This is a genomic window from Candidatus Neomarinimicrobiota bacterium, from assembly GCA_036476315.1.
Lineage (GTDB): Bacteria > Fidelibacterota > Marinisomatia > Marinisomatales > S15-B10 > JAZGBI01.
Map to the genome: position 1 here is coordinate 1 of JAZGBI010000107.1, position 14,398 is coordinate 14,398.

15 protein-coding genes are annotated in these 14,398 nt (G+C 51.4%); all 15 read left to right on the forward strand.

Annotated elements, in window-relative coordinates; translation table 11 throughout:
• Positions 1-1,301: methylmalonyl-CoA mutase family protein (locus V3U24_11230; GenBank protein MEE9168015.1), on the forward strand; the 1,301-nt coding region annotated here is incomplete at its 5' end.
• 30 nt (positions 1,302-1,331) lie between these two features.
• Positions 1,332-1,742 (forward strand): cytochrome c maturation protein CcmE, encoded by a 411-nt coding sequence (locus V3U24_11235; protein ID MEE9168016.1) that lies wholly within the window; start codon positions 1,332-1,334, stop codon positions 1,740-1,742.
• Between the two features lie 19 nt (positions 1,743-1,761).
• Entirely contained in the window at positions 1,762-3,741 is a 1,980-nt protein-coding gene (locus V3U24_11240; protein MEE9168017.1) for a heme lyase CcmF/NrfE family subunit, read from the forward strand.
• Positions 3,742-3,761: 20 nt separating this feature from the next.
• Entirely contained in the window at positions 3,762-4,031 is a 270-nt protein-coding gene (locus V3U24_11245) for a hypothetical protein (GenBank protein ID MEE9168018.1), read from the forward strand.
• A gap of 53 nt (positions 4,032-4,084) precedes the next feature.
• A complete protein-coding gene (locus V3U24_11250; protein MEE9168019.1) occupies positions 4,085-4,729 on the forward strand; it encodes an ABC transporter ATP-binding protein in 645 nt (214 codons plus the stop codon).
• 20 nt (positions 4,730-4,749) lie between these two features.
• Positions 4,750-5,412 carry a heme exporter protein CcmB gene (locus tag V3U24_11255; protein ID MEE9168020.1) on the forward strand — a complete coding sequence of 221 codons (663 nt, stop codon included), beginning with the start codon at positions 4,750-4,752 and terminating at the stop codon, positions 5,410-5,412.
• Positions 5,409-6,101 carry a cytochrome c biogenesis protein CcsA gene (gene ccsA, locus V3U24_11260; protein ID MEE9168021.1) on the forward strand — a complete coding sequence of 231 codons (693 nt, stop codon included), beginning with the start codon at positions 5,409-5,411 and terminating at the stop codon, positions 6,099-6,101. The genes V3U24_11255 and ccsA overlap by 4 nt, the downstream gene beginning before the upstream one ends.
• On the forward strand, positions 6,091-6,252 hold the full coding sequence (locus V3U24_11265; GenBank protein MEE9168022.1) for a hypothetical protein: 162 nt from the start codon (positions 6,091-6,093) through the stop codon (positions 6,250-6,252). Before ccsA ends, V3U24_11265 begins: the two co-directional genes overlap by 11 nt.
• The gene (locus tag V3U24_11270; protein ID MEE9168023.1) at positions 6,245-7,312 is read left to right on the forward strand and encodes a hypothetical protein; all 1,068 of its coding nucleotides are present in this window, start codon (positions 6,245-6,247) and stop codon (positions 7,310-7,312) included. Before V3U24_11265 ends, V3U24_11270 begins: the two co-directional genes overlap by 8 nt.
• Before the next feature lie 37 nt (positions 7,313-7,349).
• Positions 7,350-8,297: a methylenetetrahydrofolate reductase gene (locus V3U24_11275; GenBank protein MEE9168024.1), complete on the forward strand. Its 948-nt coding sequence runs from the start codon at positions 7,350-7,352 to the stop codon at positions 8,295-8,297.
• Between the two features lie 90 nt (positions 8,298-8,387).
• Positions 8,388-9,776 carry a tRNA lysidine(34) synthetase TilS gene (gene tilS / locus V3U24_11280; protein ID MEE9168025.1) on the forward strand — a complete coding sequence of 463 codons (1,389 nt, stop codon included), beginning with the start codon at positions 8,388-8,390 and terminating at the stop codon, positions 9,774-9,776.
• A gap of 254 nt (positions 9,777-10,030) precedes the next feature.
• Positions 10,031-10,537, forward strand: a complete 507-nt coding sequence (gene hpt / locus V3U24_11285) for a hypoxanthine phosphoribosyltransferase (protein ID MEE9168026.1) — start codon at positions 10,031-10,033, stop codon at positions 10,535-10,537.
• A 58-nt stretch (positions 10,538-10,595) separates the two neighbouring features.
• A complete protein-coding gene (ftsH, locus tag V3U24_11290) occupies positions 10,596-12,599 on the forward strand; it encodes an ATP-dependent zinc metalloprotease FtsH (GenBank protein ID MEE9168027.1) in 2,004 nt (667 codons plus the stop codon).
• A 54-nt stretch (positions 12,600-12,653) separates the two neighbouring features.
• Positions 12,654-13,514, forward strand: coding sequence for a dihydropteroate synthase (gene folP / locus V3U24_11295; protein ID MEE9168028.1), 861 nt, complete (start codon positions 12,654-12,656; stop codon positions 13,512-13,514).
• Positions 13,511-14,284, forward strand: a complete 774-nt coding sequence (gene cdaA / locus V3U24_11300; protein MEE9168029.1) for a diadenylate cyclase CdaA — start codon at positions 13,511-13,513, stop codon at positions 14,282-14,284. Before folP ends, cdaA begins: the two co-directional genes overlap by 4 nt.
• Positions 14,285-14,398: the final 114 nt, after the last annotated feature.

A 14,398-nucleotide genomic window follows, 5' to 3' on the forward strand; every position in this document is an offset into this window, starting at 1 on the left:
ACCATCCCTTCTCTCAGGGAGAGGTGGGGCGGTGCGGGGTTGCCATCAGCAGTCTCGACGATATGGAGATCATGTTTCAGGGGATCGATCTTGGCAGGGTGAGCGTTTCACAGACCATTAACGGTCCCGCCATTGTTCTTCTCGCCTTCTACATCGCCGTGGCGGAAAACCGGGGTGTTCCCCTCACGGAATTAAGGGGAACCCTGCAGAATGATATTTTGAAAGAATTCATCGCCCAGAAGGAGTGGATTTTTCCCCCCGGGCCTCACATGCGACTTATCGTTGACACCATCGAGTTTTGTACGGAGCGAATGCCTAAGTTCAATCCGATTTCGGTGAGCGGTTATCACATTCGAGAAGCCGGATCAACCGCGGCTCAGGAACTTGCTTTTACTCTCCTGGATGGGTTCACCTACGTGGAACATGCGCTCGAAAGGGGCATTCATATCGATGACTTCGCACCCAGACTATCATTCTTCTTTAATTCCCATCTCGATTTCTTTGAAGAAATCGCTAAGTTCCGTGCGTCAAGGCGGATCTGGGCGCGGCGAATGAGGGAACACTACGGGGCGAAGGATCCCCGGTCATCGAAGCTCCGATTTCACACCCAGACGGCAGGATGTACCCTTACAGCCCAGCAGCCGGAGGTTAATGTGGCCCGGACCGGATTCCAGGCCCTGGCAGGAGTTTTGGGTGGCACCCAGTCCCTTCATACGAATTCCATGGATGAGACCCTGGCCCTCCCGACTGAAAAAGCGGCTGAGATCGCGCTGAGAACTCAACAACTGATTGCCCATGAAACCGGAGTTGCCAACGTGGCTGATCCTCTGGGAGGGTCCTGGTATGTTGAATCTATCACGGACAGAATGGAAGAAAAGGCTGAGGAGTACTTCAGCAAAGTCGCCGAGTTGGGAGGAGTCATCCGCGCCATTGAAGACGGATTCTTCCAGCGGGAGATTGCCAGGTCAGCTTTCGATTACGAGAAAAAGGTGAACGAAAAAGAGAGGATTGTGGTGGGTGTAAATGAATTTGTAAAAGAGGGAGAAAAGCCAGAAATTCCAATCCTCGAAATCGGAAAAGGAGCGGAGATGAGGCAAACTGAGAACCTGGCTCAATTGCGAGGCCGAAGGGAATCTCACGCTGTTGATCAGGCACTGAAAAACATTGAGAAGGCCGCGGCATCAGATGAGAATCTTGTACCCCTCGTCGTTGAAGCGGCAAAGGCCGACGCGACGCTTGGTGAAATTGTGAGCAGTATGAAGATGGTCTTTGGTGAATGGCAAGAATCGGCCGTTTTCTAAGATTCAGAAGATAAGAGCGGGGAGTCGAGGATGAAAATAAACAGGAAATTTCCCGTCGTCATCGCGGGTATCGCGGCCCTTCTTGTTCTCTGGGTGGCCGTGGGGTTTGAAGGAAATGAGCTACCCTACCTCACCATTGAGGAGCTGCAAGAGACTGGGACGTCAGAATCGGCCAAGCGTTTCCGGCTGGGAGGGAATGTCCAGGAGGGATCAGTTGTGAGAGCCGAGGAGAATCCACTGGACCTTTCCTTTAACCTGAGTCAGGGAGGCGAGACTCTGCCCGTCAGATACCACAAAATAGTTCCGGATATGTTCAAAGAGGGTGGCGAGGTCATTGTGGAGGGATACTATGTTGACGGAGAGTTTCGGGCGGATAACCTGATGACGAAATGTGCATCCCGATATGAGGGAGACCTGCGGGAAGCCGAATCCTCTGGTTAATCCTGTGGACTGTTGAGCCATGAACACGATGCCTCTCTACGGGGCGACTCTTCTTAATCTCTCTCTGGGTCTTGCCGTTCTTTCTCTGCTGATCCTGACGCTGTACGTCAAAAGAGGTGACTACCGTCTTTTCCTCACGGGTCAGCGAGCTGCCCTGGGTGCCTCCTTTCTCATACTCCTGGCCACTACCACGCTCCTGGCCAGCCTGGTGCGGGGCAATTTCGATGTCGATTTTGTGGCACGGTACACCAGCTCGGCCACCCCTTTAACCTTCAAATTTGCTGCCCTGTGGGCCGGCCAATCGGGATCGCTTCTCTTCTGGCTGCTAATTCTGTCTCTCTATGCCACGATCGTGATTTTCCAGAACCGGAATCGTCATCGCGTGTTGATGCCCTATGTGATCATAACCCTGGTAACCATCCAGTTGTTCTTCTTGCTGCTTGTGAATTTTGTATCAAATCCCTTCGCTCCTGTAGAAGTTGATTTCGCGATTCAGGACGGATTGGGACTGAATCCCCTTCTCCAAAACTGGGTCATGGCAATCCATCCTCCCATGCTCTATCTTGGCTATGTGGGATTTTCTGTCCCCTTCGCTTTTGCCATTGCCTCTCTTCTCTCAGGGAAACTCGATGCCCTCTGGGTCAGAACCATCCGGCGCTGGACCCTTTTCACCTGGCTGGTGCTCGGGTGCGGCGTTCTGCTCGGAGGCTATTGGGCCTATAACGAATTGGGCTGGGGAGGATATTGGGCGTGGGATCCTGTTGAAAATGCTTCACTTATGCCATGGCTTACCGGCACCGCTTTTGTCCACAGCATCATTATTCAGGAAAAAAAGAACATGCTGCGTGTCTGGAATATGATCCTTATCATCGCGACATTTGTCCTCACGATTTTTGGTACGTTCCTGACCCGCAGCGGTGTCGTCTCATCGGTTCATTCCTTTACCCAGTCATCTCTCGGTCCCATGTTTCTGGGATTTGTTCTTCTTATCGTTTCGGTGAGCGTTTTCCTTCTCGTGAAACGTCTTCAGGACCTCCGGTCGGAAACGCGGATGAAATCATTTCTCTCAAGAGAGAGTGGTTTCCTGTTCAACAACGTAATCTTTGTAAGCCTCTGCTTCGTTGTGATCTGGGGGACTCTCTTCCCGATCGTTTCTGAAGCCGTGCGGGGTACCCAGATCAGCGTCGGTATCCCTTTCTTCAACCAGATAGCCGTACCTCTGGGACTCCTCCTGCTTCTGTTGGCGGGCGTCGGGCCACTTCTGGCATGGAGGAAGACGTCAAGGGAGAGTCTGATCAGAAATTTCTCCGTACCCGTGCTAATCGGTCTTACAGCTTTTCTGGTCTCCACCTTTTTCGGTATCCGATCCTTTTACCCCTCGGTCACCATCGCTTTCAGCTTCTTCGTTTTGGGCGCAATTGGACTTGAGTTCTACCGGGGTATCCGGGTCAGGATGAAGAAGTTTCGGGAAAACATTTTCCAGGCACTGATGAAAATGGTATCGAAGAATCGATCCCGGTATGGCGGATACATTGTCCATACGGGCATCGTGCTCATGTTCATCGGCTTTGTGGGAAAAGCTTTTGATGCCGAGCAGGACTGGACAATGCGAGTGGGAGATGAGGTTCGGCTGGCGGACTATACGATCAGTTTGAGTAACCTGAGAGAGGAGGAACGGCCGAACCATTATGCGTGGATTGCTTCCCTCGTCGTGACTAAGGGCGAAAGGGAGATAACCCGACTTTATCCTGAAAAACGTATCTACTTCCATCGCAACCCCGATCCGAACCGGAGACAACCCCACAGCGAACTGGATATTTACTCCACCTTGAAGGAAGACATATATGCCGTATTTGGCGGCATAGACACCGGGGAAAACCTCGTGTCCATGAAAATCATGGTTAACCGATTGGTCAGATGGGTATGGATAGGCGGCTACCTGCTGCTCCTGGGCACCATTATTGCACTCTGGTCGCCACGGAAAAAACTAAAAAGTTAGGCGGTATGTTTTCTTTTTTCATGATTGTCCTGACCTTCCTCGTGGTGGGCGGATTTGTCATTCAACCTCTTCTCATGAAAAGGGTGGAGAATCCTTCCAGCGGCGACGCGTCTGCAACCATTCTGAACCGGCAGAAGGAGGTCATCTACAAGCAGATTAAGGAGGCGGAAATGGAGTTCGAGATGGGCAATCTGGCGAAGGAGGATTTCGAGCGTACTCGAAATCAGTTGAAGGAAGAAGCCACTCACATCCTGCAGAAGATGCGAAAAACGGGCGAAAAGTCAGTGTAGTGCCCTCTGATTGAATCTTTTCCACTCCCCATAATTCACAGGTTCCACCAATCATGATGTCCGTAGAGAATCTCAGAAAAACCTATCACCTTCGTCCCGTGCTTAGAGATGTCACCTTCCAGGTCGGGGAGGCGGCATCCGTGGGCATATTCGGGAAGAATGGGGCGGGGAAGACAACACTTCTGAAAGTTATTGCAAGAATCTGTTCGTGCGATGGAGGTGATGTGAGATTCGACGGCCGTTCCATCATGAAAGGTCCCGCTTCGAACCGGCAGGGTATTCTATACCTTGGTCATCAGCCTAACCTGTATCCCATCCTCACGGCTGAGGAGAACTTGAGGTTCGTCTGCCGCCTTTACGGGCTGGCCATTTCGGAAGAGGAACTGCTGGCTACACTTGAGGAGGTGGGGTTGGTCCGTCAGCGGTGGGACCCCATCCGGTACTATTCGCGCGGAATGCTTCAAAGGCTTGGAATTGCAAAGGCAATGGCTGTCCCCTGGAGGCTCCTACTCATGGATGAACCTGTCACAGGCCTGGATGAGAAGGGAATTGAACTCCTCGAAAGATTCATCCTGCGGTGTCAGGAACAACAAAAGAGCTTGATCGTCGTTTCCCACCAACTCTCCTGGCTCGAAAGGTTCTGTTCTTCCATTCTCAATCTCGTAGACGGCGAAGTTCACGAAATCTCACCCCGGTGAATAGATAGAAAGACCGAAACTTGTTCCTGACTGTCCTCAAAAAAGACTTACTGGTGGAGCTTCGAAGCAAGGAAATCGTTATCTCCATGATCGCCTTTGGAGTTTCAGTAATTCTGCTCTATTCATTCTCTTTCAATCAGTCCCCCGAGACGTTTTCTATCTTCTCAGCGGGACTGTTGTGGATGGTTTTCCTTTTCATTTCAGTCCTCGGCCTGCACCGTTCGTTTTCCCTCGAAAAGGAGTTTGATGCCATGGGCCTCATGCTGTCTGCTCCCGTCGACCGGTCGTACATTTTCTTGAGCAAATGGTTGAGCGGTCTGGCTTTCCTCCTGGTTTCGCAATCTGTCATTGTTCCTCTGTTCTGGCTATTCCTCCATCTCCCCATTCCTGGAAATCTGGGAGGTTGGATCGGGCTGTTCATACTTTCGGATTTGGGGATTACTTCAATTGGCAGTCTCGTTTCCGGCATCACCATGCGGGCAAGAATGGGGGAAATATTACTCCCGATTCTACTGTTTCCCCTGGTTTCTCCCCTTCTCATTGCTGCCGTAAGATCCACCCATGCCCTCATGAATAACCAGGACTTTGGTGAGTGGAGAATCTGGATACAATTGATGACAACATTTGTGGTTGCGTTTGCTCTAATGGGATACGTAATCTTTGATCATGTGAGTGAACAATGAGGAAACCGTTCCACTCCAAAACAAGTTCCCGTATTATGTTGGCCGTTATCTCCACAATGGCCATCGCGGGTCTCTTTCTCGTGCTGGAGTTCACTCCCTCCATCAGTGGGCAGGCGGGGGACGTTATGGCTCAGAAGATCTTCTATTACCATGTCCCCTCGGCCTGGACGACCGGACTGGCTTATTTTGTTGTCATGATCGCGGGCATCCAGTTCTTGAGGACGGGTGACCACAAGTGGGATTGGGTGGGACTTGCTTCGGCGGAAATCGGTACGCTTTTCTGCGCTCTTGTTCTTATTACCGGTCCTATATGGGGAAAGGCCGCCTGGGGTCAGCCCTGGACGTGGGAACCCCGTCTGGTTACAACACTTATCCTATTCTTGATCTACGTTGGTTATTTCATGCTGCGCCAGTTTGGGGGTCATTACGAAAGGGCGGCGAGGAACTCGGCAGTCCTGGGAATATTGGCGTTCGTGGACGTCCCCATCGTCTACGTTTCTCTCAAGTTCTGGAGTGAGGAGACACAAGCTCACCCCCAGGCCCAGATGGGAGGACAGTCGACGACTATTCTATGGATATTCCTCTTTGTCCTCTCCACATTTGCACTTCTGTCCGTGCATATGATTCGATATAGAATCCACCTGCTTTCGTTAAGAAACGAATTGTTGACAGGGAATCATGGAATATAGTCATTTTGGCTACTTTCTGGCCGTCTGCATCATCGTGTTTGGCACTGTTATCGGCTGGCATATCCGGATGCTCTTCATCGAAAAAAGACTCATGAAAAGACTCGATTATCTCAGGGGCAGAAGAGGGGAGACCGACTCCGACGATGGGTAGAAGAATCGTCCACGTTGTTGGAACGGGAACCATCGGGGAGCCTCTAATCGGGCTCCTGGCAGACTATCAGGTTCAGTTGGGAATCGATGAGGTGACATTCCACAAGAATTCTCCGCTTTCTTATGAGCGTGCCAAGGTGCGAGACCTGATGACCAGGGGAGCCCGTCTCGCTGTCTACGGGGACTCCTACGATGGATTCAAGAAGATCGGAATAGAGCCCGACTTTGAGGGGGAAGAGGCGATTGAGCGGGCGATGGTCGTGGTTGACTGTACCCCAAAAGGTGTGGGTCACAGAAACAAGCATAGGTACTATAACAAATTCACTGACTGCGTGAAAGGCTTCCTGGCCCAAGGGAGTGAGCACGGCTTTGGCATGAAATATGCCCGGGGTGTGAATGATGAGGCTCTCACCAAGAATGAATCGCAATTCGTCCAGGTTGTTTCTTGCAACACCCACAACATAGCGGCCCTTGCAAAAACGATCGGTTTCCACGAAGGGGAATATACTCTGGAGGAGGGAAGGTTTGTCTGCATCCGGAGGGCAACGGACATCAGCCAGACCAGTTCATTTATCCCCGCTCCGGTTGTGGGTAAGCACAGTTCGGAGAATTACGGAACGCATCACGCCAGGGACGCCGTCCTGCTCTTTGAGACCATGGACTACTCTCCCGACCTCTTCTCATCGGCTATGAAGACAAATTCCCAGTACATGCACGTCATCTGGTTTAACCTCAGAGTCCGGGAACAGCTAACCCTTGATACAGTCATTGAGCGATTGACCCGCAATCCGATGATTGCCCTAACGGAGAAAACATCCACCAGTCAGGTCTTCTCTTTTGGGAGGGATCACGGTCACTACGGCAGGATTCTGAATCAGACGGTAGTCGTTCTCCCTTCACTGACTGTCCGCAACGGGAATGAGGTGGTTGGATACTGTTTTACTCCTCAGGATGGCAATTCAATGCTGAGCTCCATCGCTGCGGCGGAGTTTTTTCTCCATCCCCATTCGTGGGAAGACAAGATACAGTGTTTGTCTCATCTCTTCTTCTCTGAAGTGTAGGGGAAGGAATCCGGGTTCTCCAGTGAGATAAGCTCCTGTGAAAGTGACAGAGTGTATTGAGCAAGCCAATTCAACTCTCTTCAGTTATGAAATTATTCCCCCATTGAGAGGTGGCACAGCCCAGCGGATTTTCGATCTGGTGGAACAGCTGGTGCCGTTTGATCCTCCCTTCATCGACATGACAAGTCGTGCCGCGGAGGTCTACCATGAGAAGCTCCCCGATGGGGCAACTCGGCGCCACATCCGTAGGAAACGGCCTGGTACAATTGGACTGACTGCCGCTATCAAGAATCGGTACGATTTGGAAACGGTCCCACACATCCTCTGCCACGGCTTTACCCGCGAGGAGACGGAAGATGCCTTGATTGAACTCAATTACCTGGGTATCAATAATGTGATGGCCCTGACGGGCGATCAGACGGAACGAATGAGTCCGGGAAATGAGAAAAGTACTATCAATAGATACGCGAGTGAACTGGTGGAACAGATTGTGAATATGAACCAGGGCATCTATCTGGAAGCGCTGGAAGACACTCATCCCACGGACTTCTGTATTGGTGTGGGGGGTTATCCTGAACTTCACAGTGAGTCTTCCGATTGGGAAGCGAATATTCGGTTCGTGAAGAATAAGGTTGACGCAGGGGCCCATTATATTGTGTCACAGATGTTTTTTGGAAATTCGGATTTCTTCCGGCTTGTGAAAGACTGCAGAAAAGCGGGAATTAGGGTGCCAATTATTCCAGGGTTGAAAGTCCTCACTACGAAGCGGCACCTGACTCTTCTACCCGAGCTCTTCAACGTTGAAGTACCTGAGCCGCTGGCCAGCAGAGCGAGAGAAGCAGATCCCACGGAGGTGAAGAGGATAGGAATTGAGTGGGCCCTGGAGCAGTGTCAGGGTCTCATTGAAGCCAGCGTTCCCTGCATTCATTTCTACATCATGCAAGATGCCTCTACCGTGGCAAAGATCGTATCCCAACTGATATAACCCAATTGTCAAACACTCACCATTTTCCACACAGCCAAAAGATGCCATCTCTCACTTTAAATTCTTTCTCAGGGAACAACTGAGGGGGAAATGACTGAAACTCTGGAAAGACTTTTCGAGAACCATCTCGAATCGTCGGGTCTGGTTCCACGGGATTCTTGCGGAATCGTGGCCGTGTCGGGGGGACCGGATTCCGTCGCCCTTCTCGATTTGCTCTCTGGTGTCGCTAGCAGGTGGGATCTGAAGCTTGGCGTGGCACATTTCAACCACGGGCTGAGGGGAAAGGAATCCGACGCCGATGAACGATTTGTGAGAGAATTGGCTGAAGAGTCCGGTCTCGCCTTCTACCGGTCAAGACTCCCCCGCCAACCTTCCACCACGAACTTGAGTTGGGAAGCGTACGCCCGTCGACTGCGGTACCGGTTTCTGGAGAAAACGAGGGAAAAAGGGGACTTTAACTGGATTGCCACAGGCCATCACGGCGACGATCAGGCCGAGACGGTCCTGATGCGGGTGATTGAGGGCTCGGGCATTCGAGGTCTGAAGGGCATTTACGATAGGCGCTCACTCATCATTAGGCCCTTGTTGCCCTTCACCAGAGATCAGATTATGAACTATGCAGAACGTAAGCACCTTCTGTTTCGAGATGACTCCTCAAACCAGGACAAGAGATTCACGCGCAATCTTGTTCGCCACGAGCTTATCCCCAGAATCCGGGATCTGAATCCAGGTTTTACTCGCAGCATTTCCCGCCTGACCAAGAATGTCCAGGAACTTGACCTTCTCATCGAAAGTGTGGTGAATGAACGGAGGGTAAGCATTGTCACAGAGGAGGCCGACGGGTGTGCCTCGATAAAGGTTGAACATCTTTCAAAAGAACCCATGATTATTCAAAAACGGCTTATCCAAAGGCTGACATCTTCTGAAGGTGCCGAGTCGCCGTGGCGTCATTCTGTTTGGGTAAACCTCGAGTCATTCTTGAAACGGTCCGCCACAGGGGAGATCCAGACGCTGCCCGACGGATGGAGGCTGTTGAGAGACAGGGATTACTATCTGCTTGAGAAGACGGGTCAGGAGCAGATTGACCGGGGAAAGAAAGAAATTCGATTCCAGGTGGAAAAGCATATCTCTTTCTCGCTGGGTCATCATTTCTTCGAGATGGATATCCAGCCGGCACCGGATCAGTTCTCCCTGAATTCCGAACTTGAGTTTGCCGATTACGACCGGCTGTCGGGTCAACAGATGGTTTTGAGACAGTGGCGGTCGGGGGATCGAATGAGACCGTTAGGACTGAACGGGTATAAGAAGGTGAGCGATATTCTCGTCGACGAAAAGGTGAGCCGCTTCGAAAAGGAACGGCAGTACGTTCTCGTCGCCGGAGAAGACATTGTCTGGCTCTGCGGAATTCGTCTGGATAACCGGTTCAGAGTTCAAGATGACACCCAACAGGTGGCAAAGTTATGGTGGCGCCGCCATTAACTTGGTGGATTCATGAGCCGCCCTGCCCGCCCCTCCCGCGAGGTCGGGTGGCAGGCGGAAAGTTCGCCAAGCTGCACAAAGGTTGTGAGATGACTTACATACGAACAGGTAGGTCGAATCGCGTTACCAGCTTTCTCGTGGATCACGATTTGTCAACTTCCCAATTCTTTGTGTTCTTGGCGTTCTTCTCCCTCCGGAGGAGACCCTGCGGGTCACAGTGATTCCCCTGGAGGTGGCAAGTTAAGGAAACAGGTATGCAAAAGCTTCTGACGGAAGAACAGTTAAGGTCGAGGGTGAAGGAACTCGCGGAAATGATTTCGAGGGATTACGAAGGCAAGGTACCCATATTCATAGGAGTATTGAATGGCAGCTTTATTTTTCTTGCCGATCTTATCAGGGAGTTATCTATAGAGTGCGAGGTAGATTTCATAAAACTGGCGAGTTATGAAGCGGGAAAGTCCATCGGAACCGTACACCTTTTGAAGGATATCTCAGCAGATATTACAGGCCGGGACGTTATCATTGCCGAAGATATCGTTGATACGGGTTTGACCATAAGTTTTCTGAAGACCAGGATGGCGGACGCCGGACCTGCCTCGTTGAAGATCGTAACTTTACTTTTCAAAAAAGAGGTTGCGCGCTTAAATTTTGATCTGGATTATGTTGGCTTTGAAATACCTCCGGGCTTTGTTGTTGGTTACGGTCTAGATTATAATCAGAAGATGAGGAACCTTAGAGCCATTTTCACCATTAACGAGTAGAATCGACGCGAGGAACCGTTGACACAGAACATCCTTCAAAATCAGAGCAGGGGTTAAGATGGGCAGTAACGATTCCCGGCCTCCCAAGAAAAGCCCGAAGGGGGACAGGCCACAGAAAGATGATCAAGGCTTTCAGTGGAAGAATGCCGGGAAAACGTCGGTCATCTGGATTGTCATTCTGATTTCCGCCATTTTCCTTTCCGGTCTTTTCACAAGCAGGGGGAGGAAAGAAGTTGAGATCGAGTACTTTGAGTATCGAGACTATCTGACGTCGAGCCAGATTGCCAGTGCCAAGGTCATCGAGACGGAGTTTCACGGTGTTCTCAAAGAGAACGTGGATCTTGTTATCGATGAAAAAATTGTGGGGTCCATCAACCATTTCGTTTTGACCCTGCCATATGTCAACGAGTCTGTGCTGGCCGAATGGGACACCTACGGCGTTCGGTACGATTTTCGGGAGAGGAAAGTCGACTGGCTCGGATATCTTCTGAGCATGGGGCCGTGGTTGGTTCTGATTCTGTTCTGGCTTTTCCTGATGCGCAGGATGCAGGGGGGAGGGGCCGCCGGACGAGGTCTTTTCAGTTTTGGACGGAGCCGGGCAACATTGTGGACATCTGACAAACCCAAGACCACATTCGCGGATGTTGCAGGATGTGAGGAAGCGAAACAGGAACTCAGTGAAGTGATAGGATTCCTGAAGCACGCTGACCAGTATCAGAAACTGGGGGGAAAGATTCCCAGAGGGGTATTGTTGCTTGGTCCTCCAGGGACGGGCAAGACGATGCTCGCCAGGGCCGTTGCCGGTGAGGCGAGTGTCCCTTTTTTCAGTTTGAGTGGAGCCGATTTTGTTGAAATGTTCGTTGGCGTAGGAGCCTCCCGGGTTCGAGACCTTTTTGAACAGGGGAAAAAGCATGCCCCGGCCATAATCTTTATCGATGAGATCGACGCGGTCGGGCGTCACCGCGGAGCGGGACTTGGCGGCGGTCATGATGAAAGGGAGCAGACGCTCAATGCTCTGCTTGTTGAGATGGATGGTTTTGAGCCCAATACGAACGTCATCCTTCTTGCGGCGACCAATCGCCCGGACGTTCTTGACAACGCTCTTCTCCGTCCCGGGCGGTTTGACCGTCAGGTGGTTGTGGATGTGCCGGATGTCCGTGGCCGGAAAGGGATCTTGCAGGTTCACACTCGCGAAATTCCTCTGCACAAAGACGTGGATCTTGAGGTGGTGGCCCGTGGGACACCGGGTCTGGTGGGAGCCGATCTGGCGAATCTCGTCAACGAGGCAGCCTTGCTGGCGGCGAGAAAAAAGAAGTCCCGGGTGAATATGAATGATTTCGAGGAAGCGAAGGACAAGGTCATGATGGGTGTGGAAAGAAAGAGTATGATCCTCAGTGAGGAGGAGAAGAAACTGACTGCCTATCATGAATCTGGACATGCCCTCGTTGCGGAGCTCCTGCCCAATGCCGATCCCATTCACAAGGTGACCATCATCCCCAGAGGACGGTCCCTGGGCCTCACCTCCCAGCTTCCCATAGATGAAAGACACAATTATTCAGAATCTTATATCAAATCGCGGTTAGAGATCCTCCTGGGGGGCAGGGCGGCTGAAAAGCTGGTTTTTGACGAAATCACAACGGGCGGCGGCAATGATATAGAAATTGCCACGGAGTTTGCAAGGAAAATGGTTTGCGAATGGGGAATGAGCAACCTTCTGGGACCACTGACCTTCGGGAAAAAGGATGAGGAGATTTTCTTGGGCCGTGAAATCGCTACCCGCCGTGACTACAGTGAAACAACGGCCAAGAAAATCGATGAAGAAGTCACGAGAATAGTGGCCGAAGCAGAAATGAAGACTTTCAAACTCCTGAAAAAGAATCTTGGCAAGCTTCACGCCCTTGCCAGTCAGCTCCTTGAGAGGGAAACCATAGACGGGGAAGACGTCCACAAGATTATCGAAACGAAGAAAAAAGCGCGAAAACCATCTCGAAAGAAGGTGGGAAAGATTGGTCGTAATGAAAAGACCCGAAAGTCAGCCAAAGTCCCTCACGAATCCGAGTAAGTTTCTACCTGACTAGTTTTCTCACAGTTCCACAGACAGCCGAAGGTAGGGTCGGTGGACCTTGAGTCCCGAGGCTGTATCTCCATGCTGGCCGAACTTCTGAAACTCCGAAGAACGTTGATCATGGGAGTCGTGAACGTTACGCCTGATTCCTTTTCAGATGGAGGACTGTTCAACACGAAAGAGAAAGCGGTGGAGCACGCCCTTCGCCTGGTGAGAGAGGGGGCGGATATCATTGATGTGGGCGGAGAATCGTCCCGTCCCGAGTCCCACCCGGTAAGTCCCCGTGAGGAAAAGTCACGGGTATTGCCCACTATTGAAGCACTTTCATCCCGGCTCGACCTTCCCATTTCTATCGATACGCGAAGGTCATCGGTGGCACGCGCCGCCCTGCAGTCGGGAGCCAAGCTCGTTAATGATATTACCGGACTTCGACATGATCCCAGAATGGCCGATCTGGTCGCCAGTTCAGACGTACACGTGGTCATCATGCACATGAAAGGAGTTCCCGAGACCATGCAGGTGAATCCGCATTATGATGACCTGATGCTCGAATTGGTCGACTTTTTCAGGGAACGCACGGATTATGCCCTGAGTTCGGGAATCCGGAAGGACCGGATAATTCTGGATCCAGGGATCGGCTTCGGAAAACGGGTAGGTGACAATTTTGTCATACTCAACTCCCTTGAGAGAATTGTCGATCTGGGATATCCCGTCATGGTGGGACCCTCACGCAAATCGTTTATCGGACTGACCCTCGACCTTCCTTCAGATGACAGACTTGAGGGAACGGCTGCGAGCGTGACGACATGCGTGTTAGGTGGTGCCAGAATCGTTCGAGTGCATGATGTGAAACAGATGAAACGGGTCGTAACGATTGCCGATGCCATCCACATGAACGGAGTCGTTGAGTGACACTTTTCAAGATAGGGTTTCTCACTGTCAGCTTGATCGACATTGTTGACATTCTGCTGGTTACATGGCTGTTTGTCACCCTGTACGCGTACTTCAAAGGAACTCGGGCTGGCTACATGTTGGTGGGGCTTATCATTATTCTCGTGGCGTCGTTCCTATCCCGGGCCATCGGAATGAGTGGCATGGTTTGGATCGTGGATCAGGTGCAGACCGTCTGGGTGGTGGCCTTCGTTATTCTTTTTCAGCCCGAATTAAGAAGACTGCTGATATATGTAGGCAGGACTCCTTTCTTCAGGAAACTGTTCAGTGTTGGGACATCCACTACCGTTGACGCCGTGGTGGAAGCAGCCCAGGCTTTGAGGGACCGGGGATGGGGTGGCCTGATCGTCTTGCAGCGGGATACCGGCTTGAAAGCGCTCAAGGAAGCCGGCACCCCATTGAAGGCAGAAGTCACGGCTCCCCTGCTCGTCTCCATTTTTAATCCTGATTCTCCCCTGCACGACGGAGCAGTCATCATTCAGAACGATATCATCGAAGCGGCCCAATGTATTCTCCCACTGACCGAAAGCGATCTTGTGGATCCCGAAATGGGAACCCGTCACAGAGCCGCTCTGGGAATCAGCGAAGAAACCGACGTGATTGGCGTCGTTGTGTCCGAAGAAAAGAGACGGATTTCCGTGGCCATGAACGGAGTTTTCCGTCTCAATCTTGATGAATTTTCCTTGCGGCGGTTTTTAAACGAGAATCTGTTCATGGGCTCTGGGGAATGAAGAACCAAGAGCCAACCGTCCACCATAAATGAAGACATGGGAAAAGGCATGAGTGCTTCATGAATAGTGTAAACTATGTCTTGACACTAAAGTGTAAACCATGTCCTGATTTCA

What these genes read in the sequence shown, in the direction of transcription:
- tilS (MEE9168025.1), top strand. Translation starts at nt 8,388, where the DNA reads ATGACTGAAACTCTGGAAAGACTTTTCGAGAACCATCTCGAATCGTCG.
- V3U24_11270 (MEE9168023.1), top strand. Translation starts at nt 6,245, where the DNA reads ATGGGTAGAAGAATCGTCCACGTTGTTGGAACGGGAACCATCGGGGAG.
- ftsH (MEE9168027.1), top strand. Translation starts at nt 10,596, where the DNA reads ATGGGCAGTAACGATTCCCGGCCTCCCAAGAAAAGCCCGAAGGGGGAC.
- V3U24_11245 (MEE9168018.1), top strand. Translation starts at nt 3,762, where the DNA reads ATGATTGTCCTGACCTTCCTCGTGGTGGGCGGATTTGTCATTCAACCT.
- V3U24_11240 (MEE9168017.1), top strand. Translation starts at nt 1,762, where the DNA reads ATGAACACGATGCCTCTCTACGGGGCGACTCTTCTTAATCTCTCTCTG.
- V3U24_11265 (MEE9168022.1), top strand. Translation starts at nt 6,091, where the DNA reads ATGGAATATAGTCATTTTGGCTACTTTCTGGCCGTCTGCATCATCGTG.
- ccsA (MEE9168021.1), top strand. Translation starts at nt 5,409, where the DNA reads ATGAGGAAACCGTTCCACTCCAAAACAAGTTCCCGTATTATGTTGGCC.
- V3U24_11235 (MEE9168016.1), top strand. Translation starts at nt 1,332, where the DNA reads ATGAAAATAAACAGGAAATTTCCCGTCGTCATCGCGGGTATCGCGGCC.
- V3U24_11250 (MEE9168019.1), top strand. Translation starts at nt 4,085, where the DNA reads ATGATGTCCGTAGAGAATCTCAGAAAAACCTATCACCTTCGTCCCGTG.
- hpt (MEE9168026.1), top strand. Translation starts at nt 10,031, where the DNA reads ATGCAAAAGCTTCTGACGGAAGAACAGTTAAGGTCGAGGGTGAAGGAA.